The following is a 25,236-nucleotide window of genomic DNA, read 5'->3' as shown; positions in this document are numbered from 1 at the left end:
TAAGTGTTCAACACACCTTTGACTCTATAGAAATTTAATGGTCAAGCTACAAAGGGCTCATGGTGGATACCTTGGCACACAGAGGCGATGAAGGACGTGGTTACCTGCGATAAGTCTCGGGGAGCTGGAAACACGCTTTGATCCGGGAATTTCCGAATGGGGCAACCCCTAGAACGGCCAGCTGAATCCATAGGCTGGCTCGAGCCAACCCAGCGAACTGAAACATCTTAGTAGCTGGAGGAAAGGAAAGTAAAAACGACTCCCTAAGTAGCGGCGAGCGAACGGGGAATAGCCCAAACCGATGGTTTCGACCATCGGGGTTGTGGGACAGCAACGTGGACCAACAAACCTAGAAGAAGCGTTTGAATGGCGCGCCAAAGAGGGTGAAAGCCCCGTAATCGAAAGGAGAGTTGGCCTAGCTGTATCCCGAGTAGCACGGAGCACGTGGAATTCCGTGTGAATCTGCGAGGACCACCTCGTAAGGCTAAGTACTCCTGTGTGACCGATAGCGCAACAGTACCGCGAGGGAAAGGTGAAAAGAACCCCGGGAGGGGAGTGAAATAGAACATGAAACCGTGAGCCTACAAGCAATGGGAGCCCGACTTATCGGGTGACCGTGTGCCTGTTGAAGAATGAGCCGGCGACTTATAGGCACTGGCAGGTTAAACCGGAAATGGTGGAGCCATAGCGAAAGCGAGTCTGAATAGGGCGTTGGTCAGTGTTTATAGACCCGAACCCGGGTGATCTAACCATGGCCAGGATGAAGCTTGGGTGATACCAAGTGGAGGTCCGAACCGACTGATGTTGAAAAATCAGCGGATGAGCTGTGGTTAGGGGTGAAATGCCAATCGAACCCGGAGCTAGCTGGTTCTCCCCGAAATACGTTGAGGCGTAGCGTCTAGTGCTCCAGCAGGGGGGTAAAGCCACCATTTCGGTGCGGGCTGCGAGAGCGGTACCAAATCGAGATGAACTCTGAATACCCTGTGTGTAACTAGGCAGTCAGACTGTGGGGGATAAGCTCCATGGTCGAAAGGGAAACAGCCCAGACCGCCAGCTAAGGTCCCTAAATCAACACTAAGTGATAAAGGAGGTGGGATTGCCCAGACAACCAGGAGGTTTGCCTAGAAGCAGCCATCCTCAAAGGAGTGCGTAATAGCTCACTGGTCGAGCGATCCTGCGCCGAAAATGAACGGGGCTAAGTGTTGTACCGAAGCTGCGGATTTAACTTGTTAAATGGTAGGGGAGCGTTCCATGTGGGGTGAAGCGTTAGCGTAAGCGGGCGTGGACTGCATGGAAGTGAGAATGTCGGCTTGAGTAGCGAAAACATGGGTGAGAATCCCATGCCCCGAAACCCTAAGGGTTCCTCCGGCAGGCTCGTCCGCGGAGGGTTAGTCTGGACCTAAGGCGAGGCCGAAAGGCGTAGTCGATGGATAACAGGTCAACATTCCTGTACCGGTTATGTTTTGGGAAGGGGGACGGAGAAGGCTAGCCAATCCAGATGTTGGTTACTGGTTCAAGCGTTCAAGGCGTTGAGGAGCGGTGAAAACGTTCCGAGCTGAGGCGTGAGTACGAGCTGCCACGGCAGCGAAGTTGGTGATGTCATGCTTCCAAGAAAAGCCCTATACCCGTTAAGGCATAACTGCCAGTACCCGAAACCGACACAGGTGGGGTGGTAGAGAATACCGAGGGGCGCGAGATAACTCTCTCTAAGGAACTCGGCAAAATGGCCCCGTAACTTCGGGAGAAGGGGTGCCAGCGAGAGCTGGTCGCAGTGAAGAGGCCCAGGCGACTGTTTACCAAAAACACAGGTCTCCGCTAAGTCGCAAGACGATGTATGGGGGCTGACGCCTGCCCAGTGCCGGAAGGTTAAGGAAGCCGGTCAGCGTAAGCGAAGCTGGCGACTGAAGCCCCGGTGAACGGCGGCCGTAACTATAACGGTCCTAAGGTAGCGAAATTCCTTGTCGGGTAAGTTCCGACCCGCACGAAAGGCGTAACGATCTGGGCGCTGTCTCGGAGAGAGGCTCGGCGAAATAGAATTGTCTGTGAAGATGCGGACTACGTACACCCGGACAGAAAGACCCTATGAAGCTTTACTGTAGCTTGGTATTGTGCCCGGGCTCTGAATGCGCAGGATAGGTGGGAGACGTTGAAGTAGTGCTTGTGGGTGCTACTGAGTCAATGGTGAGATACCACTCTTTCAGAGCTAGGGTTCTAACGTTCACCCGTTATCCGGGGAGCGGACAGTATCAGGTGGGCAGTTTGACTGGGGCGGTCGCCTCCTAAAAGGTAACGGAGGCGCGCAAAGGTTCCCTCAGGCTGGTTGGAAATCAGTCGTCGAGTGCAAAGGCAGAAGGGAGCTTGACTGTGAGACCTACAAGTCGAACAGGGACGAAAGTCGGCCTTAGTGATCCGACGGTTCTGAGTGGAAGGGCCGTCGCTCAACGGATAAAAGTTACTCTAGGGATAACAGGCTGATCTCCCCCAAGAGTTCACATCGACGGGGAGGTTTGGCACCTCGATGTCGGCTCATCGCAACCTGGGGCTGAAGTCGGTCCCAAGGGTTGGGCTGTTCGCCCATTAAAGCGGTACGCGAGCTGGGTTCAGAACGTCGTGAGACAGTTCGGTCCATATCCGGTGTACGCGCAGGAATATTGAGAGGATTTCTCCCTAGTACGAGAGGACCGGGAGGAACGCACCTCTGGTGTGCCAGTTATCGTGCCAACGGTAAACGCTGGGTAGCCATGTGCGGAGTGGATAACCGCTGAAAGCATCTAAGTGGGAAGCCCACCTCAAGATGAGTGTTCCCATGGCATAAGCCAGTAAGGTCACGGGAAGAACACCCGTTGATAGGCTCTACGTGGAAGCCTGGTAACAGGTGCAGCGGAGGAGTACTAATAGACCGAGGGCTTGACCATATTTTTTGGTTCTTACAAAAAGATTGTTTTGTTGATTTCAGACTTAATTGTCTTACGACATAATCTATGCAGTTCTCAAGGTTCACCTTGGGAATATATCTATCCTGGTGTTCATGGCGTTGTGGAACCACTCCGATCCATCTCGAACTCGGTTGTGAAACGCATCAGCGGCGACGATATTTGGGGGGTAGCCCCCTGAGAAAATAGCTCAATGCCAGGTAAAATATTTCCTAAATATCATCTATCATAGGTAAACCGATAGATGCAAAGGTCGCTTTAAAAGCGGCCTTTTTTTATTTTTTTTAGCTCTAATTAGCCTTCTTTAAGTAGCTGAAAAGTTCTATGGTCTAACCAATAGTTTTGCATTTAAAAATTTTTACTGCGCCTTGCCTTTTAAGGTAAGGTGTTGATGATAATTTTTAGGAAATACGCTTAAACGAATATTAAAGCTTTTCTTCGGCGATTAGAGGTTTAAAGTTGACATTTTGGACACCAATGTGTGCTCCTGCCTGCGATTAAATCTTTTTTGATTGGTTCACCACAATTTCGACAAGGCTTGTCGCTTCTGCGATAGACCCAAGCTTCACCTCCGTAGTTGCCATTTATTCCTTCTAAATCCCGAAAATCACTGAAAGTAGTACCTCCTTTCCCAATACTTATAGTCATTACTTCAGCCAGGCTTTGACATAACCTTTTGAGTTCCTTTGTTTTCAGCTCCCCAACTGGTTTGTTAGGTCTGATCCCCGCTGCGAATAGACTTTCGTCTGCATAAATATTTCCCGTTCCAGCTACTATTGACTGGTCAAGTAGAGTTGCTTTAATTGTTCTTTTAGAGCCTTTAAATTTTCTTCTTAAGTATGTGGCATTGAAATCATTGCTAAATGGCTCAGGCCCTAATCTTTTCAAACCTGTTATTATTTTTTCAATTGGATTACCTGGTGGGACCCACCACATTTCGCCAAAGCTTCTGACATCCACGAATCGGAGTTCGTTACCTTCATAGTTCCAGAAGCTTGCTCTTGTATGAGAACAGGGAGGTGTTGGGTATTCATGCCATTGAAAGTAACCTGTCATTCTTAGGTGAACCCCCCAAAATCCGTCATTGAAACAACTTTGGATTTGAATATTATCTTTTTGCAAAAGAGGGTTTGACCTATGTAAGGAGGCAAAAAGATACTTCCCCCTTCTTTGCCATCGTCCTACATAAAGGCCAGTTAAATTCTTTTTGAACTCTTCAGAACCACCTGGGCTTGCAACTGCCCTTTCTCTAAAGACTTCTACTCGCTGAATTTGAAAATTGACGAGACGATCTGTCAGCCCGCGACGGACCGTCTCGACCTCAGGAAGCTCAGGCAAAAACCTGGCTTAAGCTTTCTCTAATTCGCTTTCAGCAAAATTGTTGGTGTTGTTTCCACCATCCTGTCCGCTAAAGACCGCATAGTTGACTTTGTCAAAGCGAACTACAACGGGATACTTGATGCCTGATTGGTCTACAGAAGCTACTTTACCCACTTCGTTGTACCAATAAGACTCAGGGCGCTTGACGCGCACCATGTCACCACGAGAGATGGCCATCGCTCAGTTGAAAATTGATTTTCATAGAGAAGCGTATCGCTGAGTTTGTAAGAGTTGGCTGCAACGTCACAGAATGTCGTCCCAAGGCTGCCCTTTGTGTCAGTATCAAACCTTGAACAAGTTTCATTTTGACTAGAGATCTGGAGAATTTAGGGATTCCTCCTATTCGATTTGATTTGCCTGACCCTGAGAAGGACGATCTAAGCACCTTGGAGTTTTTGACTCAACTAGAGAAAGCTTGGGCAGTATGTGATCGCTTTGATTTGCAAACGGAGATTTGGAGAGGCAAGATTCTCAGAGTCATTAGGGATCGTGAAAAAAGGGGAGGAGAAGGACGAGGAGCAGGGTTCTTGCAATGGTTGCGGGAAAGAGAAATCAGCAAGACTCGGGCGTATGGGTTGATTCAACTTGCTGATTCAGCAGATGACCTGGTTGGCGAAGGCATGTTGGCTGAGGCCAGTGTGAATAACTTTTCAAAGAGAGCCTTTTTAGAAACTGCTCAGGCCACCCCAGAAGTGCAGATGATGATTTCTGAAGCGGCTAATGAAGGTAAGGAGATCACACGTAGGCAAGTTCGTCGTCTGACCGATGAATTTACTGCTGCTACTAGCGCTCTTTTGCCAGAAGAGATTCGGCAAAAAACTCAAGAGAATTTGTTGCCTTCAAGAGTTGTGGCCCCCTTAGTTAGAGAGTTGGCTAAGTTGCCTGAGCCCCAGAGGAATGACTTTCAAAAGGCTTTAAGAGAAGAACCTGAACTTGACTGTATAAAGGACGTAACTAGCAGAGCCAGATGGGTCAGTAAGTCAATTGACGCTGCAACAGCAGTTCGGGCCTTTGAACTTGATGAATTGGCTTTGGAAAAGGCAATTAAAGAAGCCCATAGGCTTGATGCACTTGGATTGCTTGCAGATGCAGTTGGTCAAGCTCAAATACTTGAGAGTGCTGTGCTCAGACTCCATACAGCTTGGCGAAGATTAGGGGGATTGCAGGAAAGGCTCTGGGTTGAAAGTGGCAGCAGTACTCCTTATCTGAGAGATTTGTTGGTTGCGATGCAGACCCTTAGTGGTTCAACCATGAGGATTTCATTAGGGGAATTGGCTGGCGGTAAAAAAGTGAGACTGCAATTAGTTGAAGAATCAGCGGAACATCTTCCTCCTCCCTCGCTTCCATGAGATTGCTAACTGGCTTATTCATGTAAGGTTCGTTATTTTGTAACGGCAATATTTTTTTTGCTTAGTGGATCCTTTAGTCGGAACACTTAGAGCAAATTTTGGCTGGAATGCTTTTAAGCCTGGGCAACGCCAAATAATTGAGGCGATTCTCTCCGGTAGAGATGCACTGGCTGTTCTGCCTACAGGGGGTGGCAAGTCTCTTTGCTATCAATTGCCTGCAATAATCAAGGAAGGTTTGGTTGTCGTAATTTCTCCATTGATAGCATTAATGGAGGATCAAGTAATTAATTTAAGAGAAAGAGGGATTTGGGCGGAATGTCTTCATACAAGCTTGGACCCTTTGCGCAAGAAAAAGGTCAATCAACTTATTCAAGAAAATAAACTTCGCTTATTATATCTCTCTCCTGAGAGATTACAGGGAGAGTCAATTCGCAGGCTTTTGGAAACATTATTTGAGGAAAATAAGCTGGTTTGTATAGCAGTAGACGAAGCACATTGTATTAGTGCTTGGGGACATGATTTTAGACCGGAATATCGTCGCTTGGGGAAGATTCGAAGCATGTGCCCAAGGGTACCAGTAGTTGCTCTTAGTGCTACGGCTGCGCCAAGAGTTAGAGCTGATATTATCAAGCTTCTATATCTTTCTAAGCCTTTTGTTCATGTTGACTCTGCCAGGAGACGCAACCTTGAATATACGATGTATAGACGTCCAAAGAACCCTTTGCCGGACATTTTAAGGGCTTTAAATACTGCTAGAGGTGCTTCTCTTATTTATGTTAGAACCAGGCGCTCTGTAGAACATTGGACAGAAGTTTTGAATGATAAAGGAATTCCTGCAATTGCTTATCATGCAGGACTTCCACCAGAAATTCGTCAAGCAGCTCAAAAGTCTTTTGCCAGTCAAAATGCTCCTGTATTAGTTGCCACTGTAGCGTTTGGGATGGGTGTTGACCGAAAGGATGTTGGTTTAGTTCTCCACTTAAATCTACCTTCATCGCCGGAAGGTTACTTGCAGGAATCTGGTCGTGCAGGACGTGATGGCCTACCTGCTAAATGTATGGTTTTATTTTCTCCAAGGGATAGAATTAGTTTGGTGTGGGCGATGAGATCATCAAGCCTCAAGTATTCAAAAGAATTTTTATCAATAGAAGATAAGTTGCGTTTTGAATTTGCATATAAACAACTTCGTCGCATGGAGGCTATTGCAGAAGGAGGTGAGTGCAGAGAGAAAATGCTCCTAGAGTCTGTAGGAGAGGTTGTTGACCCATGTGGAACTTGTGATCGCTGCAGGGATTACAAACAAATTAGGGATTGTTCTAAACAAGCAATTGCTATTCTTCACAAGTTAGATAGTAGTAAAAACATTGGAATGGCCAATCTCTCGGAAAACTTTGATTTTGATGAAAACAATAAAACAGTTTCTTCTGGGTGGATTGTTAGAAGACTTGTTGAAGAGGAGTTTATTGCAGAGAGCAATGATGGGGCTCAAAACCTATCATTAAAAGAAAGTGGACGGCAGTTTTTACGAAAACCTTGGCCATTAAAATATATCGCTTAGTGTACACAAATATTAGGACTAGATATTCTTATTTTTGCAAAGATCATTGATCAAGTTGTATTCAAATTTCTCCATAGGAGTCAACCATTGCCTCCAATTGCCTTTAGAGTCCGTAGTGTTCAATAACTTGTTTGGACAGTTGACTGCTAAGAACATTCTTTGATCTTGCTTGTTTTTTGATAAAGCTACATGGCTACCGGACATTTCTTTCCAGTTAGCCCAATTAACTTGTATTGGTCCATACTGAAGCCAATTATCTTTTCTTATAGTTGTTGAAGGATTTGGATTATTGATATAAATTATAGCACCTTCTTTTATGCTGCTTGGATCACTTATACTGTTCAGACTTATTAGTCTCTTTAGGCTCACATCATATTTTCTGGCGAGTTTGCTAAGCGTCTCACCTCTTTTCATCTCGTGCTTTGTCTTGGTTTGATTTCCCTCATTTTCTTTACTCGTAGAGCTGTAAGCTCTTTGTGGGACAAAGATTGATTGTTGCGGATAGAGTTTGTTTCCATTTTTGAGTTGATTTAATGATAAAAGTTTTTGTGCATTAGTGCCATATAGATTAGCTATAGTCGTTAAATTCTCACCTTCCCTTACAATATGATTCGTTACTTTTTTGAACTCTGACTTTTGACTTGAATAGGTAGGTAATTTTAATTTTTGACCCACGGATAGAAAATCTGCACTGGGAAGATTATTTAATGAGATGATTGTTTCTGGTTTTACACCGTATTGCGCCGATATTTTGTTTACTGACTCACCAGGAACAACTTTATGAAAGTCCCTTTGAGGCCTTGCCTTTTTTTCTGTAAGAGCACTCACCCTAATCTTTTTGCCAGCATACAACTTGTCAGGATGATCTATCGCGTTTAAGTGCATGATTGTGGATACAGTGGTTTTATGCTGTGCGGCTATCCCAGAGAGAGTGTCTCCTGGTTTAACGAGTACTATTTCGGCTAATGATGGAATAGTGGTAATAGTAGATAGAGCTAGTGCGGCAAATGTGGCTCGGCGCATGCTTCTCTAAAGTCTTTTCGAACCATAAGACTCTTCTGAGAATTGGCCAGCCCTTTGGTTAATGATTAAAAGTGTTTTTCAAAAAGTCAGTTCAACCTAGTAGGCGTTTAAGGAGCCCAAGGTCGAGTTGGTAAGGAGGGTATCGTAGTTTCAGATCTAGCCAGAAGGGGCGCTTTAAGACGGATTTCTGATGAGAGAAAGTGTTAAAGCCTGCCTTCCCATGATAGGTACCCATTCCACTTGGGCCGACACCTCCAAATGGCAAGTCGGGTATTCCCGCTTGCATAACTACATCGTTAAAGCAAACCCCACCTGAGCTTGTGGTTTCAAGTAATATTTGTTGCTCCCTTATTGTCCCTCCAAACATATAAAGAGCTAGAGGTTTTGGTTGTCTTCTTATCCTTCTCAGAGCATCCTCGAGATTCTTAACTTTAATAATTGGTAGTAATGGCCCAAAAATTTCTTCCGACATTAGTGGATCTTCTTGATTCTCTACTTTGATAAGAGTGGGGGCTATCTTGTTCATACTTTTATCAACTTCTCCCCCTATAAGTATTTGCCCATTTTCTCTCGCTCCCTCTAGTAACTTGTTTAATCTATTAAAATGGTAGTTATTAACTATTCGAGCAAGATGAGGTGAATTTACTGGATTTGAGCCGTAATATTTTGCTATAGAATCTTTCATTAACTCTTCTAAAGGGTCTGTGAGGTTTTCCTCAACTAAAAGGTGATTTGGGGCAATGCAGGTTTGGCCAGCATTTAGGCCTTTCCCCCAAGTAAGCCTTTTAGCAGTGACCTGTAAATCAGCTCCCTCTATAACTATTGCTGGACTTTGCCCTCCTAATTCAAGAGTGGTTGGCGTTAAGTTCTTTGCTGCTGCTGCCATTACTTTCTTTCCTATAGCCCCCCCTCCAGTAAAGAAAATGTGGTCAAACTTTTCCTCAAGAAGCTGGGCTGCAATATCTGCACCCCCTTGCACAACTTTGATAATCTCCTTTGAGAAATATTTAGGAATAAGGGTTCCGATTAATTCAGATGTTGCTGGAGATTGTTCCGAAGGTTTAAGTACCGCGGTGTTGCCTGCTGCCAGGGCACTTACGAGAGGTTGAAGTGTTAACGAAAATGGATAATTCCAAGGACCAATAATTAACACACACCCTAGAGGTTCTGGGCGCACTATTGCTTCTCCTGGCTTTAGTGATAAAGGCACCTGAACACGCCTTGGTTTTATCCAGTCGCTTAAGTTTTTTTGAGTTGTTTTGAGCTCTTGCTTTAGAGCAATTATTTCGAATAGTGCCTCAGTTTGGGGCTTCCCTAAGTCAACTTCTAGTGCATTCAGAATTTCTTTCTCATTCTGATCTATCAGTCGATTTAGCTGATCTAGTTGCTTTCTCCGCCAGCCTTCTGGCCGTGTTGTCCCAGACCAAACGGTTTCGCGAAGAGAAGTTGAAAAGAAGTTTTTTGGGTTCAAGGGGATGACTTTGTTGTCAGGTTTGTTTAGCAGTGGGTCAGGGATAAAGCCTTTTTGGAGGATGACTAACAGCAAACCATGGTGGGAAGGCGCTGTGATCTACCAATTGATCCCTCGCAGCTTTTCTGATGGGAATGGAGATGGTATTGGAGATTTGCATGGTTTAACTAATCGATTGAGTTACCTGCGCTGGCTTGGTGTGGAGGCAATTTGGCTTACGCCTATTTACCCTTCTCCTTTGAAAGATGGTGGTTATGACATAACTGATTTTGAAAATATCCATCCAGAACTAGGAGACCTGTCCTCATTCCATCGCTTTCTTACTGCAGCTCATGATAAGGGCCTCAAAGTAATCCTTGATTTAGTACTAAATCACACTAGTGAGCTTCACCCGTGGTTTCAAAGAGCTCGATGGGCACCTAAGGGCAGTTCTGAAAGGGATGTGTATGTCTGGAGCGATGACCCTGAACGTTATGCCCAAGCACCCGTCCTTTTTAGGAATTTTGAATCTTCAAATTGGGAATGGGACGAAGTCGCTGGTCAGTATTACTTGCATAGGTTCCTTCGACATCAACCAGACCTTAACTATGAGAATCCATGGGTTCGCGAGCAAATGCTTGCTGTAGTGGATTTTTGGTTAGCAAAAGGTGTTGACGGTTTTCGATTAGATGCGGTGCCGTTTTTATTTGAGGAGGAGAATTCTCGATGTGAAGGATTACCCGCCACCCATTGCTTCTTGAAGGAGGTTAGAAAGAGGGTTGAATTAGTTGATAGGGATGTTCTGCTTTTAGCAGAAGCAATTCAGCCCGTAAAAGAAGCCGCGCCATATTTAGCTAAAGATGAGCTTCATGGAGCTTTTAATTTTGTTTTGACGGCTCAATTGTTCGCTGCTATCGCGAGCGGTACCACTAAAGATTTGGAAAGCTCTCTAAAAGAAGCACAGATTGCTATTCCAGGCTGTAGATGGGCTTTGCCGCTTAGGAATCACGATGAGCTTTGGTTAGGTGATGGGCATTTAGTTTCAGAACAAGTCATAAAAACCATTAAAGCTGGATTACATCAGGGTCATGGTCACTGGTTGAATTGGGGTATTAACAGGCGTCTTGCACCATTGCTTAATGGGGACCCAAGGGCTAATCGAGTTTTGAATGCTCTTTTGTACAGCCTGCCAGGTCTGCCATGTATCTATTACGGCGATGAATTAGGCATGGGTGATTGGCCAGGACTGAGAGACAGAGACGCAAATCGCACCCCAATGGCTTGGACTCCTGCTCGCAATGGAGGATTTTCTTCAGCGCCAGATCCATTATTGGTTTTACCAGCAGTAACTGCTCCTGGATATGACTATCGAGTAATCAATGTAGAAGTTCAGAAGCAGCTCCCTGGCTCATTGCTTAATTGGCATAGACGAATGCTCACATGTAGACGACTCTTGCCAGCTTTAAGAAAAGGTGATTTTGAGGTTTTGGAATCAACTCATCCCAGCGTGATTGTCTTTCTACGTAAAAGTGAAACTATGACAGTTCTTGTTGCTGCAAATCTTTCAGCTGCTGGTGCATCACTTCGGTTGGATTTAAGGCGTTGGGAAGGCGAGAGAACTCGTGAGGTCCTTTGGGGATGTGAATACCCTTTAGCGAATAGTAATTGGTTTGTATATTTGCCTGCCTATGGATTTAGTTGGTGGTTAATTGGTGAGGTTGAAGGCTTTATCTCTAGTGTAAAGCAAGAAAATATTTGATTTGATAAATATTAGTTATGCAGATCAAGCTCACCTTCTTCAAGCCCTGACTCTCTTAGATATTTATTTGCTATAGGGAGAAGCCTTTTTGCCTCTTCGGTGTCTATCATTGCTAGCCTGCATCTTCGTGCAAGAATGTCTGTTGGCTTGTATGCACACTCATGCTCTATTGAGTATCCAATTTCGGCTTCGCAAATTGGAATTTTATCACTTAGGGGTTCTCTTTTTTTGACTTTTGCATTTTTAATTATGTTTAATGCATTAAGCCCATAGTTGCTCTGAAGATGTTCAATCTGTTTGTCTTTTAGTGAGCTGTCGGGGAGTTCTTTGCGGAGCTCATTTTTTTGTATTTCAAGATGTTTAAGAGTTAATGAGGGATTCCTGCCTGTTCCAATTATAGGTAATTCTTTCCCAGCATTAGTAGACATGTTGAATATAGGTTCTACTGCTTTTAGCGTGTCTAATGCTATTGGTCGACATGTAGTCCATTTGCCCCCTAATGCGCTTACTAAGCCACATTCCAGAGTTTCTATTTCATGTTCTCTAACTACTCTACTGCTATTAATAGCCTTGGTATTTGATCTTATTAATGGCCTGCCTCCTGCCCAGGAACTTTTGATTGCTGGATCCTTAAGTGTAGGGAACCAACGATTGATATGGCTTATTAGATATTGCTCTTCTTCTTTTGTGGTTGAAAATGCATCTTCAATTTCACAGGTTGTATCTGTAGTCCCAACTAAAGTTCTGCCAAAAAATGGTAATACAAATAGAACTCTACCATCGTCTGTTGAAGGAATGAGAAGTCCTGAACCTTCGGGACAAAGATTATCTTCTAGCACTATATGAATGCCTCGACTGGTTAATATACGAGGACTAAGTTCTGGATGAGCCATTTGACGGATTTGATCGGCTTTTATTCCTGTTGCATTTACTATCGCTTTTGCTTTCCACTTTTCTATCCTGTTGCAGCGGTCTTCACTAATCGCTCCGCAAAGTTTGCCTCTTGAATCTCTTTCTAGTTCAACAACTTTGCAGTAACTTCTAAGCGTAGCGCCATTCTTTTGTGCTGTAAGGGCTAGCAGAATATTTAAACGAGCATCATTAAATTGACCATCACTGTAGGCTATGCCTCCATTATATTCCTTAGATAATAGTGGTAATACTTTCTGTATTTGTGCAGATGAAAGAAATCGACTTTCGCCAAGATTATTCTCTCCGGCTAAAAGATCATATAGTTTTAAACCCAAGCCAAAATAGGCTTGAGTAAAATAGTTGTTTGAAGGTAGGACAAGTTCCAGCCTATGCGCTAAGAATGGTACGTTTTTTAGCCAATAAGCTCTTTCAAATAAGGCTTCCCTAACTAAGTTAAGTTGAGCCAGATCAAGTGTCTTAAAAGCTAATTCAAGGTACCTAACTCCACCATGTAGGAGTTTAGTGCTTCGGCTGCTAGTAGCTCCACCAAAATCTCCAGCCTCTAGTAATGCAACTTTTAATCCCCTTTTTGTTGCCTCATAAGCAATGCTGGCCCCAGTAGCACCACCTCCAATGACAAGTAGATCAACAGTGTTGTTATTCATGCCAATGACGACTTCTGCTTACGGCATTTTCCCAATCTGATTTCCACTTTCTACGGGCATTTCTGTCTAATTTTGGTAGGAATATCTCTGCCCCTTGCTTTCGGCTTTTGGCAAGTTCGTCTAAATTGGTTATTAGCCCTGATTGAACCCCAGCTAATAAGGCAACTCCTTTTGCAGTACTTTCAAGGCTTTTAGGCCTTCGCACTAGTAGACCTGTGCTATCCGCCTGGGCTTGCAGCAAAAGATTGGATGCTGCCGCTCCTCCATCGACAGCTAACTCTTCTAGGTTTTCTTGGAGCGAGTTCTCAGCAAGTTGGACAAGGGCGGCTACAGAGAGTGCAATGCCTTCTAGTGCTGCCCTCGCTATATGGCTTCGAGTTGTATCTCTTGTAATTCCTACTATTACCCCTCTTGCATCGGGGTCCCAATAAGGAGTTCCCAAACCAGTGAATGCTGGAACCAACATTACCCCTCCAGCATCATTAACTTCTTCGGCTAGCACGTTCACCTGATCTGCTGTCTCAATTATTCCTAACCCATCTCGCAGCCATTGAACAACTGTGCCTGCATTAAAAAGGCTTCCTTCTAAGCAGTATGTAGGTACACCTTTGTCATCTGTCCAGCCAAGAGTGCTTAAGAGACCATGAGAAGAGCGCCGAACATTTTGGCCAGTATTGACGACTAAAAATGCACCAGTTCCATAAGTACATTTTGCTTCTCCTAAGTTGAGGCATAGTTGCCCAAGAGTGGCAGCTTGTTGGTCTCCTAATAGTGCTTGAATTTTTACCCCTTCGAAGGGAAGCCCATTTTGGATTTTGCCAAAGTCTCCTCGGCAAGGGACTAAGTGTGGTAGGGCATTTTCTTTGAGTCCAACAACCTCTGTAAAGGGTTGTAGCCATTCAAGTTTTTCCAAATCCATGAGTAAAGTCCGACTTGCGTTACTCATGTCTGAATAGTGATTCTTTCCTTTTGTTAGTTGCCAGAGCAACCAGCTTTCTACTGTCCCAAAGCAGAGATCATCCTTTGCGAGTGCCTCTTTGGCCGAGGGCTCATTGTTAAGAAGCCAGAAAATTTTGCTAGCACTGAAGTATGGATCTAGTAGTAGGCCAGTGCGATTTATCCATTCATTTTCTAGGTTTTCCGATTTCCACTTTGAACATATTTCTGAGGTTCTGCCATCTTGCCAAACTAGAGCAGGACCACAAGGGGATCCATCGCTTCTTTTCCAAAGGATTGTAGTTTCTCGTTGATTAGTAATTCCACAGCTAATAATTGAGATGTCTTGTTTGTTTTTAAGTAGATCTTCTAAAGCTTTCATTGCTTTTAGCTGGCTTTGCCATATTTCAATTGGATCTTGCTGAACCCAGCCATTGGCGGGGTATTCGATTTTGAGTGGTGCACTCGCACTGGCAATTAAAACGCCTTTCGCATTGAATACGGCAGCTCTGGAACTACTTGTCCCTTGGTCGAGTGCTAGGAGGAGGGGTTGATCAGCCATGGCCAGTCTCTTTCTTCAGTGCTAGCGGTATGTCAGGAAAATGCAAAGGTTTATGCGGAAGAAAGACTTATTAGATTCGCCTCCTTTGTGGGTTGCAAAGGCTGTCGTCTATCAGATTTTTCCTGATCGATTCAGACGAAGTGGGCGTGTAGAGGCCCAGGACAATGTGGTTCTGCAACCTTGGGGTAGTGACCCTACTCAGCATGGGTTTCAAGGAGGTGATTTATATGGTGTTATTCAGGGCTTAGATCATTTACAAGATCTGGGAGTTACTTGTATCTACTTAAATCCTGTCTTTTGTTCCGCAGCTAACCATCGATATCATACCTATGATTATTTTAATGTAGATCCTCTGTTAGGTGGTAATGAAGCATTATTTGCATTGATAGAGGCACTTCATTTGAGAGGGATGCGGATAATCCTGGATGGCGTTTTTAATCACTGTGGAAGAGGATTCTGGGCATTCCATCATTTATTAGAAAATGGTGAGAAATCTCCTTATCGAGAATGGTTCCTTGTTCATAAATGGCCTCTGACTCCATATCCTAGGCAGTCAGAAGAATGTGGATATAGCTGTTGGTGGAATGATCCAGCCTTGCCTAAGTTTAATCATCATAATGCTTATGTATGTGATTACCTAACCTCTGTAGCTTGTTATTGGATTGAGAAGGGTATTGATGGTTGGCGTTTGGACGTAGCTGATGAAGTTCCAATGAGTTTCTGGAGGAATTTTAGGGAGAAAGTTAAGTCAATTAATAATGAGGCTTGGATTGTAGGAGAGATTTGGGGCGATGCTCGACCATGGTTAGACGGAAAACAGTTTGATGGAGTCATGAATTATCGAATTGGTTGGTCAAGCCTTTCCTGGGCTTCTCCTAAACCTCTTAGAAAAATATATAAGAATCCTGATTACCCTCTTAAAAATATTGATAGCTTGTCTTTTATTAGAGTAATAAAGACAACGGTTGACTGGTACCAAGAAGAAGTAAATTGTGGACAGTTGAACTTGCTAGATAGCCATGATGTGCCTAGAGCTCTTGATACTCTTTGTGGCGATATTAATGCCTTAAAGCTTGCGTTGTTTTTGTTGTTTTTACAACAAGGTGCTCCTTGCATTTATTATGGCACTGAAATCGGACTATGTGGTGGCATTGAACCAAGTTGTCGTGAAGCTTTCTTGTGGGAGCATAACTGGGCTGTTGATTTATGTGCTTATATTCGTTCCTTAGTTGACTTGAGAAAGGATTGTTCTTTCTTTTTATATAACTCGTTTAGATGGGAAGCTATTGGGAGTCAAGGTTTAAAAGGTCAATGTCCAAATAATTTGTTTCATGAGTTCGTTAGAGAGGAGTTCTTGGTTTGGTTAAATAGAAGTTCTGAAAGTTGGCTTGGAATAGAAGAAGTCTGCTCTGACCCGTTTTTTCTCCTTGGGGAGTATGAGCATTCTTCGTTTAGGCTTGGACCACAATCTGCAATTTTATTTCGAAAAAAGAAATAATTTAAAGTGTTTCTTAGAGTTAGTCGCGTTTTAATTCAGCTTCTGATGCTGTGATGGATGTAGTAGGTCTGTTAAAAATGCTTTAAATAGCTATTAATAAAATCTTCTTAACTAAACTTTCTAATCCATGTATTAATTATGATTCCTAATACCCCTTGGTCTCAGCCAATCGAGCCACAGATTTACTTTCCTACAATCCCCTATAACAAGCTGCTAGAAAGTTTAGATTGGGCAAATCATATTGAATGGTTAAATTACTGGCTCAAATACGGGGGGGTAAATCTTGCGGCTTCGGCATGGCCAGTGGGAACAAAAAAAGATTGGGCTTGGGGCTTGGGATTACCGTTCCTTTCAGATGTACAACGTTTTATTTTTAAAGAAGAGCGAATTCTATTTGGAATTTCTGGACTTCCTGGATGTGGTAAAACTAGTTTTGGTAGATGGCTAGAGGCCTCAGCTTCAGAATTGAAATGGCCTTTAAAGGTGATATCTATGGATGATTTCTATCTAGACTCTGAAGGATTAGATAAAGCAATGGCAGGCAATCCTTGGAATGTGCCAAGAGCCTTGCCGGGAAGTCATTCAATTGATCTATTAGAGGAGACAATAGAAAACTGGAAAAGTATTGGACACTTAAAAGCACCTAAATTTGATAAAGCCTTACGAAATGGTCTTGGAGATCGATGCGGATGGAGTTATTCAGCACCACAAGTATTGGTCATTGAAGGTTGGTTCTTGGGCTGCGGCTTGTCTGATCTTAAAAGTAATTCACTAGAGGATAACTCCATTGAAACGACTTCTCTCTCGTCCCAGGAACTTGATTACCAATATATTGTGCAAAGTGCCCTTAAAGACTATCAATCAATTTGGAGCAACTTTCAGCGCATTTGGCACATAAAAGCAATTGATTTTACTTCGACTAGGATGTGGAAGTCGCAACAAGAAATTGATCTTCAAAAAGAACGAGGAGCTTCTATAAGTGGAAAGTCCTTAGATCTTTTTATAAGAATGATTGAGACAGCGATTCCTCAAAAGGATCTTCAATCAATCAAATCAGATGTTACTGCAGAATTAAATTCTTCTCGTAGTATCAGATGGGTAGGACAAAGTAAAGATCTCTCAACGAGGGGCAAATAGCCCTGACCTGTAAAAAGAATACTAGCTTTTTGACTTAAATTTATTTCAGTGCTGTAGAAAATATGGTGACTTTTTCTACACCTAAAAAAGATTTTCTGTAGGGAACATCGCCATAAACAGTCGGGAACAAATCGGGGACATTTGATTTCCCCTTTCTGAACTATTCTGAATGTTCCCGATGGGTGTTTCTTCGCAACTCCTCAGTAGTAGCAACACCTTTGCATTAAAAAAGAGACCCTCTGAGGTCTCGTGACTGCTCCCGCAGGTGCCTTGCGGGAGAGGGGGCAGTGCCCTCGTCGGGACTTGAACCCGAGACCTCTCCCTTACCAAGGGAGTGCTCTACCGCTGAGCTACAAGGGCATGTGGAAGGTGGGCCGGGTTGGCTCACCGAAATCCCAGCTAAGTCAGCTGATCTGGTTGACGCTCCGAGAATGTAGACCAATCTTTTATCTTTGCCAAACCACCTCTAGGGAGTGCTGCGATCGCTCAAAAGTCCACTTTTTGACCCTTTGAGTCCCCTTGCAAAGACTGGCTTTTGGCTAACCCCACAATACTACACGGGGGAAGACGACAAGGATTGAAGAGACAAGATTGAAGACTTCAATCTCTTTAAAGCCTATTGATTATGAGGAGCAGAGAACGAGCGACAGCGAGTTCTCCTCCTTCTTCATCAATTACGTCTTAGATCCACTCTCTTTTTCACCTGGAACATTGGTGATAGCTCATGATTCGACGAAGTCGAGGGATGAGCCGGCACCAGGTACCTAGAAGTAGATAAAAGAAGAACTGAAATCAAACCACTATCACTACTTATGAATAATCAGACCAATCAGAATCCATCGATCGATCCTGTACGGCAGGCCTCTGATTTGAGCAATGCCTTTGTTCGAGAAGCGAAAGCAGCTTCCATGGGGATTTCACTGAGCCAGTACGAACGGCTGCTTAGACAGATCGGCGTGAATTACAACCCATAAGGTTTCGTCCAAGCTCACTGAGGACGTTAAAAGCTGAGAGATCAAACAATCAATCGCATCGATCAGAGAGGCCAAGACTGGCCTCTTTTTTTATGCGCAAAACCACCATCACAGATTCACGATGAGAACCATTAACCAATTAATTCATTCAGGCAAGACCTTGTCTAAGCGAGAGCGAGAAGCGGTTGAACGTCACCTCGAAGCTCATTCCGAGAGGATTTCGCTCAAGGAGTTAAACGAGATGAAATGTAGGGCTGCTATCGCTAAAAGATCAAAATATGGGGCTTATGGATAAAGGGATCTGAGGGCATAGCTTGTGAAAATCGAGGCTAGAAGGCGCCTCTTTTTTGAAGGATGACCTATGACATATGACAAGTAAGCAGAATCAAAACCCTCAAACAAACAACAACAACAAGTCCTGTTCTATTTACTAGGAGGTCTAACTATTATTTCCCTGATCTTTTGAAACTGCTTTTGCCAATAGCGAACAACAGAATCTGGAATTGGTTTATTGAGAGGCATGGTTTGAGTTTATTGAGGAAGTAGCAAGCGGATCATTCTTCTACTGCTTCTACAGATTCAACAATATCGGGGTTGATTATTTAAACCATTAGGAGACAGCCAATGGCTGGATCATCTTTGGGAATAAAGGGATACTGAAAAGACGGACCACTAATGCAGTAGATGCGCCACTTATTACTTGCACCACTTTTATTGACTCTTTTAGCTGGCTGTCAGAGCAAAAAAGAAAACCAAGTTGTGACTTTATATAGTGACAGCCCTCTTTTTGAAAACACAAGGGTTCATGTAGCCACCTTTGATGCCTATCAAGACCTCGAATACAACTCTGGTAATTGTGAAATGGCAGCAGATTTAAGAATGAAGGAAGCAACTTCTGACATTAAATATTGGTGTGAGGAAGGATATTTCAAGGAATAGATGACTAACGACATGAAGACTCATGCTCTACTCCTGGTTCTCGTCATAGTTCTGGCACCTCCAGCCTTAGCTCAAACCACCATCACAATTGATCGCTGCTACGACGGTGATACCTGCACTAGTACTGAAGGCGAGAAGATCCGACTGGCTTGTATTGATACCCCAGAGTTACGAGGAAAAAGAGCTGATCCAGTACCCGCTAAAGCCGCCAGGGACTACCTCAATGGGTTAGTAGCTGGAGAGGAGGTCTCAATCAGAAGGATTACGAAGGATAGATATGGCAGAACAGTGGCTGAACTTTCCAAAGATGGGATCAATATCCAAGAACGACTGGTTGATAAAGGATTCGCGAGTGTCTATCAGAGATATGCAGATCAATGCACTTGGTCGAAAAATATAAATTGACTAGTGAAAAGATTTGCAGGCTCCGCGATAACGTCCTCGCAAAGGCCTAGTACTCCAATACCCTCCCTTATCTTGTGAAAGAAGCGAAGGTTTACCATTAAATGAAATTACTATTGAATAGGGTTGAGATCTTTTGCAATCAATTAACTTGACAAAAGTAAAGTCAACCTTGGGTTCAGATTTTGGGTTAATCTTCTCAGTATTACGGGAAAATTCAACTAATCTGAGGTCATCCTTTCCTTTAAATACCTGAATACAATCTAGCTTTCTTCTCCTTGTTGGGTAACCAACCCATGGCATTGGAGTACACAACTCTGTTGGTTGTAACAACATATTCTTCTTTCTTTTTATACCTTCAGTAGAATTCTTAACAGTTAATCTTTTGCCCCATTTATTAGGATCTATGCTGGCTAGTTCCTTTTGCAAAGTCAACGACTTTTCTGGAGATATATTGGGATGAATTCTATAATTGTTAGACAATTGAGTATAAGGAAGACTAATGGCATTCTCTAAAGCTTTTTCCCAGGTTATATTGTAGAAATAACCTCTATCATAATCAAGGATATCCTTCTTGCCATTGAATTTATTCTTTAATTCAGTAATAATTTTATTGCATCCTCCCGCTTTACTAATTAATGAAGCTAATTTTTCTTTAGAGGCTACACTTTTAGTTAAATAATTGTAGTCCAACCTTGATAGACGCAAATAAGAATAGGAAGGATTGTCCTTTCTATTTAATCTTCTGAATTTGGCCTGATTTGAAGTTATATAAGAACCCTCTTCTAAGCATTTATTATCTACTAAGAATTCCATAAAAGATTTCTCGCTTTCTTCTGATACTTCCTTAGATAATTGATCTGGAATACTTTCATTTGCTGTCACATACGGCTCACAATAGGAATCTCCTTTGCCACTAATCCATTGCTTAGCCTGTGGATTATCTTTTATAGAAAGTGATATTTGGAAATCATTGCAAGCCCCTTGAGGATCACCTAATATCTTCTTTGTATAGCCACGGTTGTTATATAGCCGTTCATCCTTTGGACTTAATATAATAGCTTTACTCCAATCATTAAGTGCGCTTTTATATTCTTTAAGATGTTCCGCCTTAAGAAATGCCCTAGATGAAAAATAAGTTGTGTTTGAAGAATGGTTTTTTATTGCTTGATCAAAGTCCTGCAAAGCTTTCTTAAATTTTTTCTTAGTAAGGTATAGGTGTCCCCTTTTATGATAGGCAACTGACTTAAGGTACGGAGAATCACTGGAAAGCTTTATAGCCTTATTGAAATCAGATAACGCTCCAGAAAAATCAGCAAGATTCTTCTTAGCGATTCCACGATTAATATAGGCACTTATATTTCTTGAATCTAATCTAATTGAGTTATCGAAATCCAATATAGCTTCTTTGGAATTGCCATTTTTTCCTTTTATAATTCCATTCTCTAGATATTCTTCAGATGTTTGAGCTTTAGCTGTCCTCGATAAAGTACTCTCATAAATAGATATAAATATTATCGAGGAGGTAATAAGTTTTGGTTGAGATATGGAAACAAAAGATAAGGCAGAAACCAAAAGTCGACTAATTCTCTTCATTGGGTCACCTCCAAAGGTTCTTTGGTCACAGATAATCCTATTAGTGAAGCTTAGATAATAAACCATAAAATAAGATCTAATATCAGGACAATCCTCCTAAGATTAGCGATAGAAGTCTGTACCTTGAAATGAACAAGCCAAGATCTTATAAATCTAGATATTTGAATTTATTCCTAATCTTTGCTACTTCTGCTGGAATATTAACTCCTTCACTTATAACCTCAGTAAATGCCAAAGCACCTCAGTTCCGTGTCGAAGATGGCAGATTTATTTATTTTGTAATTACTAATCTAGCTGCAAAAGCAATTTGCATGGAAAAGGTGACAGAGATTCCTAAAGGAGCTGCTTTTAAACACTTTGAGAATGTATTACTGAAAAAAGATCCGCCTGCAAATTTATTCTACCAAAAATATATTAAAGATGACAAAGAATCATTTGAGGAATTTGTCGAAACAACTCTAAACGATGTTATGTCAAAAGATATAAAATATGAAAGTAAATATGACTCTAAATACAATACCTATGAGGAAGATGGTTGCAAAGGGATATTAACTTCTAGCGAAGGAGGATAATCATGGTTGACAGTGACTCTAAAAAAAAGGTTTTAAATTCAAAGGTTTCAACAAACATTATAGTTGATTTTATCGATAGTCTTTCGACAATTGTAGGAGGAAATGGTTTGGGAGGTTTTAACTTTAAGAAAATTATAAAAGGGATAAATAAAGACCATAGTGAAGAAGAACTTGAAGCATCTCTAATTGTAGGGACAAAAACTACAACACCTCCTATAGATAAAATAAGTACAGAATACCCAGAGCCATGGATATTCTCAAAATTACTATCTGGCTCAATTATTCTTTTTTATGGTTTCTTCCTTGCTTATACTCAATTCGACAATATAAATTTAGTTCCAGGTCTAATTATAACTGGTTCATTTGCTGTTCCCGTTTCAACAGTAATTCTATTTTTCGAGATAAACATACTTAAAAATATACCGTTATATCAAGTAATTAGGCTCATATTTTTTGGAGGTCTTTTATCTCTATTCCTAGCACTTATCTTTTTCTCGAATACTGGTTTTCTAGAGTCATCCCTAGGCGCATCAATAGCAGGAATTATTGAAGAACCTGCAAAATTAATGGCTTTAATTTTGTTGGCCAGGAATAGCAAAAAATATCCATATATTTTGAATGGGCTATTGTTGGGAGCGTCTGTGGGCTGTGGTTTTGCAGCATTTGAATCTGCAGGATATGCTCTTGCCTTTGGCATTTCAGATATAGATTCAATGATTAGAGTCATACAAATACGTGGGGTTCTCTCTCCATTTGCGCATATTGCCTGGACAGCTGTTGCTGGCGCAGCCTTATGGAGATTACAACAAGGAAATGAATTTTCGTTTCGTTTATTGTCTAGGAAACAATTCTATATTCCTTTTGGAGTAGTAATTTTTTGCCATGCAATTTGGAATTCACACTCTAATATTCCATTCATGGGTAAATATATTATTTGTGGTTTTATATCCTGGATACTAATACTTTCTTTTGTACATTTGGGTTTAGAGCAGATCGAAGATGTCAAATCAGGGAAGATAAATTGCTTATAGATTTAAAATCTATATAATGTTGCTTTTGTTCCTTTAGTAATCCTTAGCTTAATAGTCTTACCTTTCCATAAACTACAAACCGCTTCCTTCTGATAAACATAAGTATCATCTTCTTTCTCCATTTTTTTTCGCGTTTTATCTCGTTTGTCTATACATTTATTGTAACTATCAAACTTCATGCCAAAATCAGTATAATTAGAAACTCTTTTTGTTCCAACTACTTGCCTTGATGCTTTATCTGTTTTACAAAAAGCATAAGCATAGTACTTCCCAATTTTATTTTTTGAATCTAATTGCTTAGAGATTTTTTTATCCCATTTCTCACATGCCTTTTCAGCCTCACGTAATGTTCTAAATTGAGTAACTATTGTTTTATTGGAATTATTATTGATATTTGCATTTATAATTAGGAGGACTGCGACCCCCGGAACTAAGTATCGCCTATATTGCTTAAGATGAACTTTAAAAAAATCCATTAGCTCTTCTTTACGAACCATTCCAGAAAATCATTTATTAACATTTATTTTATATGTTATTCCCATAAGAAATTAGGATCTGTTCGACTGATTTATCTTTATACATAACTTTGGTATGGTTATATGTTTAGTGAATTAATACAGCTAAGAGCCCCTCCACAATACCTTGGCATTTCATAATCATTCATCAATTTCCTTAAACATGGCACAAAAGTCTGTGTCCATATAACGCTATAGGCCGATCTCTTTAACCCCCATACCCCAAAGCGTAATGGCTGTAGCGCATCAACATACTTAGATCTTTGTGGCCACTGGCCTCTGAGATCTGCAGAGCATTCATTCCATCGGCCCACATGCTGCTAATTGCGATATGGCGTAGGTCATGAAACCTCAGTTCAGTCAGACCAGCGGCTTTGCGGGCGCGATCAAAACCGTGACGAGCTGCTCCAATACTGAGTTCAATGACATTCGCGCTGGTTTGTGGATAGTGCTTGAGCAGCGCAACTGACTTGGGTGATAAGGGAACTAAGCGATGACTGCTTGAAAGCCCTTGGGCTGCACAGTCTTTTCGGTTTAGGTGAACCAAGCCTCGAGTGAGATCAAGATCTGTCCATTTCATCGCCAACAATTCACAACGCCTCATACCTGTCGTCAATGCCAATTGGGTGAGTCGTTTGTGATTGGGGTTTTTGGATTTTGCTAATTCAAGGAGTAATTGCTGTTTTTGCTTTGGTGTGATGAAAGGGAACCTGGCATCACTGGCGCCTCTGACTTTTAACGCTCGTGCTGGATTGCTCTTTAGGTCACAGCCCAGTTCATCTCTGGCCCAATCCAAAAGAACTCGTACGATCCTGAGTTCTCGCATGACGGTGTTGGGCTTGACTTTGAGTAAGCGTTCATCTCGCCACAGGGCCAAATGCCGGATCGAAAGTTCACTGATCAGGACGCCTCCGATCCAATGATTGGCCATTGCTTGGAGTGGGTATTGCTCGTTATGGCCACTGCGATGGGATTGCAACGGACCTTGGACATACAGATCAATCGCTTCTTGAAAGATTTTGGGTGCACGATCTGTTAATTGAGTTGATATTTGTAGGGACGATTCAACGGCATTTGCCCACAATTGAGCCTGACTTTTGGAAGGAAACGTTTTAGTTTTTGGGCCTAAATAATCTTTCTTTCGAATTAGGGCTTGCCAGCCTTGTCCGCTTTTTCGAATGGTTGCCATTGGTTAGCTGCATCGTGGAAGATGCGCCAAGCCAGATCTGGTCTTTTTAGGCCAAAGTGGACTCAAAAGTGGACGTCCACTTTGTCTTTAGAGAACCTCTGGTGCCTGAGATCCGTTCCCCTGGAGGCGGTCAGGGCAGTGCCCTCGTCGGGACTTGAACCCGAGACCTCTCCCTTACCAAGGGAGTGCTCTACCGCTGAGCTACAAGGGCATGTGGAAGGTGGGCCGGGTTGGATTTGAACCAACGTAGGCAGAGCCAGCGGATTTACAGTCCGCCCCCATTAACCACTCGGGCACCGACCCAAACACACCAAAAGACATTACCAGCTAACAGTCCCAAGTACTCCGAGTGGCTTGGAACTTGTTGTTGGTATCGATACGATCCAAACAGCTCCACCTTTTTGATTTCATGAATCTACTGCTGATAAATGGACCTAATTTGAATTTGCTTGGTCAACGAGAACCTTCGTTCTATGGGACTACTACTCTCGTAGATATAGAACAGCAACTACGAGCCAAGGCAGAGGCAGAAGGAGTGTCTCTTGATTGTTTTCAGAGCAATTTTGAGGGAGCTTTGATTGATCGCATACAAGAGTCGATGGGAGTGGTTTCCGGAATTTTGATTAATGCAGGTGCATTTACTCATACTTCAATAGCATTGCGCGATGCCTTGTTGGGAAGCGCGATCCCTTATGTGGAGTTGCATTTGAGTAATACATATTCACGTGAGCCTTTTCGCCAGAATTCTTATCTGGCAGATCATGCTGTTGGTGTGATTACGGGGTTTGGGGCATTCAGCTACCTACTCGCGTTGGATGGTTTGATGGCTTATTTGCGGAGAACTCAATCGGCCTGA

General features: G+C 42.5%; 21 protein-coding genes, 3 tRNA genes and 2 rRNA genes. 14 read left to right on the top strand and 12 right to left on the bottom strand.

What is annotated here, in order from left to right; translation table 11 throughout:
• Positions 1 to 39: 39 nt before the first annotated feature.
• Both SOI83_RS04145 and rrf read left to right on the top strand, forming a co-directional pair.
• Positions 40 to 2,915 (top strand): 23S ribosomal RNA (locus tag SOI83_RS04145).
• A gap of 103 nt (positions 2,916 to 3,018) precedes the next feature.
• A 5S ribosomal RNA gene (gene rrf, locus SOI83_RS04140) occupies positions 3,019 to 3,135 on the top strand.
• Positions 3,136 to 3,386: 251 nt separating this feature from the next.
• Here the strand turns inward: rrf and SOI83_RS04135 are convergent.
• Both SOI83_RS04135 and SOI83_RS04130 read right to left on the bottom strand, forming a co-directional pair.
• On the bottom strand, positions 3,387 to 4,271 hold the full coding sequence (locus SOI83_RS04135; protein WP_320677386.1) for a DNA-formamidopyrimidine glycosylase: 885 nt from the start codon (positions 4,269 to 4,271) through the stop codon (positions 3,387 to 3,389).
• A gap of 9 nt (positions 4,272 to 4,280) precedes the next feature.
• Entirely contained in the window at positions 4,281 to 4,490 is a 210-nt protein-coding gene (locus SOI83_RS04130) for a photosystem I reaction center subunit IV (RefSeq protein WP_320677385.1), read from the bottom strand.
• A gap of 128 nt (positions 4,491 to 4,618) precedes the next feature.
• Here SOI83_RS04130 and SOI83_RS04125 point away from each other — a divergent pair, with 128 nt between their 5' ends.
• Together SOI83_RS04125 and SOI83_RS04120 are read left to right on the top strand one after the other, a co-directional pair.
• Positions 4,619 to 5,662 carry a hypothetical protein gene (locus SOI83_RS04125; RefSeq protein WP_320677384.1) on the top strand — a complete coding sequence of 348 codons (1,044 nt, stop codon included), beginning with the start codon at positions 4,619 to 4,621 and terminating at the stop codon, positions 5,660 to 5,662.
• Between the two features lie 64 nt (positions 5,663 to 5,726).
• Positions 5,727 to 7,220, top strand: coding sequence for an ATP-dependent DNA helicase RecQ (locus SOI83_RS04120; protein ID WP_320677383.1), 1,494 nt, complete (start codon positions 5,727 to 5,729; stop codon positions 7,218 to 7,220).
• Positions 7,221 to 7,238: 18 nt separating this feature from the next.
• On the opposite strand, the gene SOI83_RS04115 is transcribed toward SOI83_RS04120, so the two are convergent.
• Positions 7,239 to 8,048, bottom strand: coding sequence for a LysM peptidoglycan-binding domain-containing protein (locus SOI83_RS04115; RefSeq protein ID WP_320677382.1), 810 nt, complete (start codon positions 8,046 to 8,048; stop codon positions 7,239 to 7,241).
• A 286-nt stretch (positions 8,049 to 8,334) separates the two neighbouring features.
• Entirely contained in the window at positions 8,335 to 9,714 is a 1,380-nt protein-coding gene (locus SOI83_RS04110; protein WP_320677381.1) for an aldehyde dehydrogenase family protein, read from the bottom strand.
• Between the two features lie 61 nt (positions 9,715 to 9,775).
• Between SOI83_RS04110 and SOI83_RS04105 the strand changes: the two genes are divergently transcribed.
• Positions 9,776 to 11,452 (top strand): alpha-amylase family protein, encoded by a 1,677-nt coding sequence (locus SOI83_RS04105; protein ID WP_320677631.1) that lies wholly within the window; start codon positions 9,776 to 9,778, stop codon positions 11,450 to 11,452.
• Positions 11,453 to 11,463: 11 nt separating this feature from the next.
• On the opposite strand, the gene SOI83_RS04100 is transcribed toward SOI83_RS04105, so the two are convergent.
• On the bottom strand, positions 11,464 to 13,029 hold the full coding sequence (locus tag SOI83_RS04100; protein ID WP_320677379.1) for a glycerol-3-phosphate dehydrogenase/oxidase: 1,566 nt from the start codon (positions 13,027 to 13,029) through the stop codon (positions 11,464 to 11,466).
• Positions 13,022 to 14,527: a glycerol kinase GlpK gene (gene glpK, locus SOI83_RS04095; protein WP_320677378.1), complete on the bottom strand. Its 1,506-nt coding sequence runs from the start codon at positions 14,525 to 14,527 to the stop codon at positions 13,022 to 13,024. Before glpK ends, SOI83_RS04100 begins: the two co-directional genes overlap by 8 nt.
• Positions 14,528 to 14,579: 52 nt before the next feature.
• On the opposite strand from glpK, the gene SOI83_RS04090 reads away from it, so the two are divergent.
• Together SOI83_RS04090 and SOI83_RS04085 are read left to right on the top strand one after the other, a co-directional pair.
• Entirely contained in the window at positions 14,580 to 16,025 is a 1,446-nt protein-coding gene (locus SOI83_RS04090) for a glycoside hydrolase family 13 protein (protein WP_320677377.1), read from the top strand.
• Between the two features lie 138 nt (positions 16,026 to 16,163).
• On the top strand, positions 16,164 to 17,162 hold the full coding sequence (locus SOI83_RS04085; protein ID WP_320677376.1) for a uridine kinase: 999 nt from the start codon (positions 16,164 to 16,166) through the stop codon (positions 17,160 to 17,162).
• 288 nt (positions 17,163 to 17,450) lie between these two features.
• On the opposite strand, the gene SOI83_RS04080 is transcribed toward SOI83_RS04085, so the two are convergent.
• Positions 17,451 to 17,522: transfer RNA gene (locus SOI83_RS04080), tRNA-Thr, on the bottom strand.
• Between the two features lie 452 nt (positions 17,523 to 17,974).
• On the opposite strand from SOI83_RS04080, the gene SOI83_RS04075 reads away from it, so the two are divergent.
• The 4 genes from SOI83_RS04075 to SOI83_RS04060 all read left to right on the top strand — a co-directional run bounded on the left by SOI83_RS04075 (position 17,975) and on the right by SOI83_RS04060 (position 19,480).
• Positions 17,975 to 18,136, top strand: coding sequence for a hypothetical protein (locus SOI83_RS04075; RefSeq protein WP_320677375.1), 162 nt, complete (start codon positions 17,975 to 17,977; stop codon positions 18,134 to 18,136).
• A 121-nt stretch (positions 18,137 to 18,257) separates the two neighbouring features.
• Complete coding sequence (locus SOI83_RS04070; RefSeq protein WP_320677373.1) at positions 18,258 to 18,431, top strand: hypothetical protein; 174 nt, start codon at positions 18,258 to 18,260, stop codon at positions 18,429 to 18,431.
• A 389-nt stretch (positions 18,432 to 18,820) separates the two neighbouring features.
• A complete protein-coding gene (locus SOI83_RS04065) occupies positions 18,821 to 19,075 on the top strand; it encodes a hypothetical protein (protein WP_320677371.1) in 255 nt (84 codons plus the stop codon).
• Entirely contained in the window at positions 19,076 to 19,480 is a 405-nt protein-coding gene (locus SOI83_RS04060) for a thermonuclease family protein (protein ID WP_320677370.1), read from the top strand.
• On the opposite strand, the gene SOI83_RS04055 is transcribed toward SOI83_RS04060, so the two are convergent.
• The gene (locus SOI83_RS04055; RefSeq protein ID WP_320677368.1) at positions 19,481 to 21,052 is read right to left on the bottom strand and encodes a hypothetical protein; all 1,572 of its coding nucleotides are present in this window, start codon (positions 21,050 to 21,052) and stop codon (positions 19,481 to 19,483) included. It abuts the gene before it with no gap.
• Between the two features lie 149 nt (positions 21,053 to 21,201).
• Between SOI83_RS04055 and SOI83_RS04050 the strand changes: the two genes are divergently transcribed.
• A complete protein-coding gene (locus tag SOI83_RS04050; RefSeq protein WP_320677367.1) occupies positions 21,202 to 21,645 on the top strand; it encodes a hypothetical protein in 444 nt (147 codons plus the stop codon).
• Positions 21,646 to 21,647: 2 nt separating this feature from the next.
• Positions 21,648 to 22,676: a PrsW family intramembrane metalloprotease gene (locus SOI83_RS04045; protein WP_320677365.1), complete on the top strand. Its 1,029-nt coding sequence runs from the start codon at positions 21,648 to 21,650 to the stop codon at positions 22,674 to 22,676.
• Positions 22,677 to 22,678: 2 nt separating this feature from the next.
• On the opposite strand, the gene SOI83_RS04040 is transcribed toward SOI83_RS04045, so the two are convergent.
• The 4 genes from SOI83_RS04040 to SOI83_RS04025 all read right to left on the bottom strand — a co-directional run bounded on the left by SOI83_RS04040 (position 22,679) and on the right by SOI83_RS04025 (position 24,683).
• Positions 22,679 to 23,173 carry a hypothetical protein gene (locus SOI83_RS04040; RefSeq protein ID WP_320677364.1) on the bottom strand — a complete coding sequence of 165 codons (495 nt, stop codon included), beginning with the start codon at positions 23,171 to 23,173 and terminating at the stop codon, positions 22,679 to 22,681.
• A gap of 226 nt (positions 23,174 to 23,399) precedes the next feature.
• Positions 23,400 to 24,380 (bottom strand): site-specific integrase, encoded by a 981-nt coding sequence (locus tag SOI83_RS04035; protein WP_320677363.1) that lies wholly within the window; start codon positions 24,378 to 24,380, stop codon positions 23,400 to 23,402.
• A gap of 139 nt (positions 24,381 to 24,519) precedes the next feature.
• A tRNA-Thr gene (locus SOI83_RS04030) sits at positions 24,520 to 24,591 on the bottom strand.
• Between the two features lie 10 nt (positions 24,592 to 24,601).
• A tRNA-Tyr gene (locus SOI83_RS04025) sits at positions 24,602 to 24,683 on the bottom strand.
• Between the two features lie 106 nt (positions 24,684 to 24,789).
• Between SOI83_RS04025 and aroQ the strand changes: the two genes are divergently transcribed.
• Entirely contained in the window at positions 24,790 to 25,236 is a 447-nt protein-coding gene (aroQ, locus tag SOI83_RS04020; RefSeq protein WP_320677362.1) for a type II 3-dehydroquinate dehydratase, read from the top strand.

The organism is Prochlorococcus sp. MIT 1300 (assembly GCF_034092375.1).
Lineage (GTDB): Bacteria > Cyanobacteriota > Cyanobacteriia > PCC-6307 > Cyanobiaceae > MIT-1300.
Note: the sequence above shows the minus strand (reverse complement) of the source record. Positions and strands in the feature narration are given on the sequence as shown.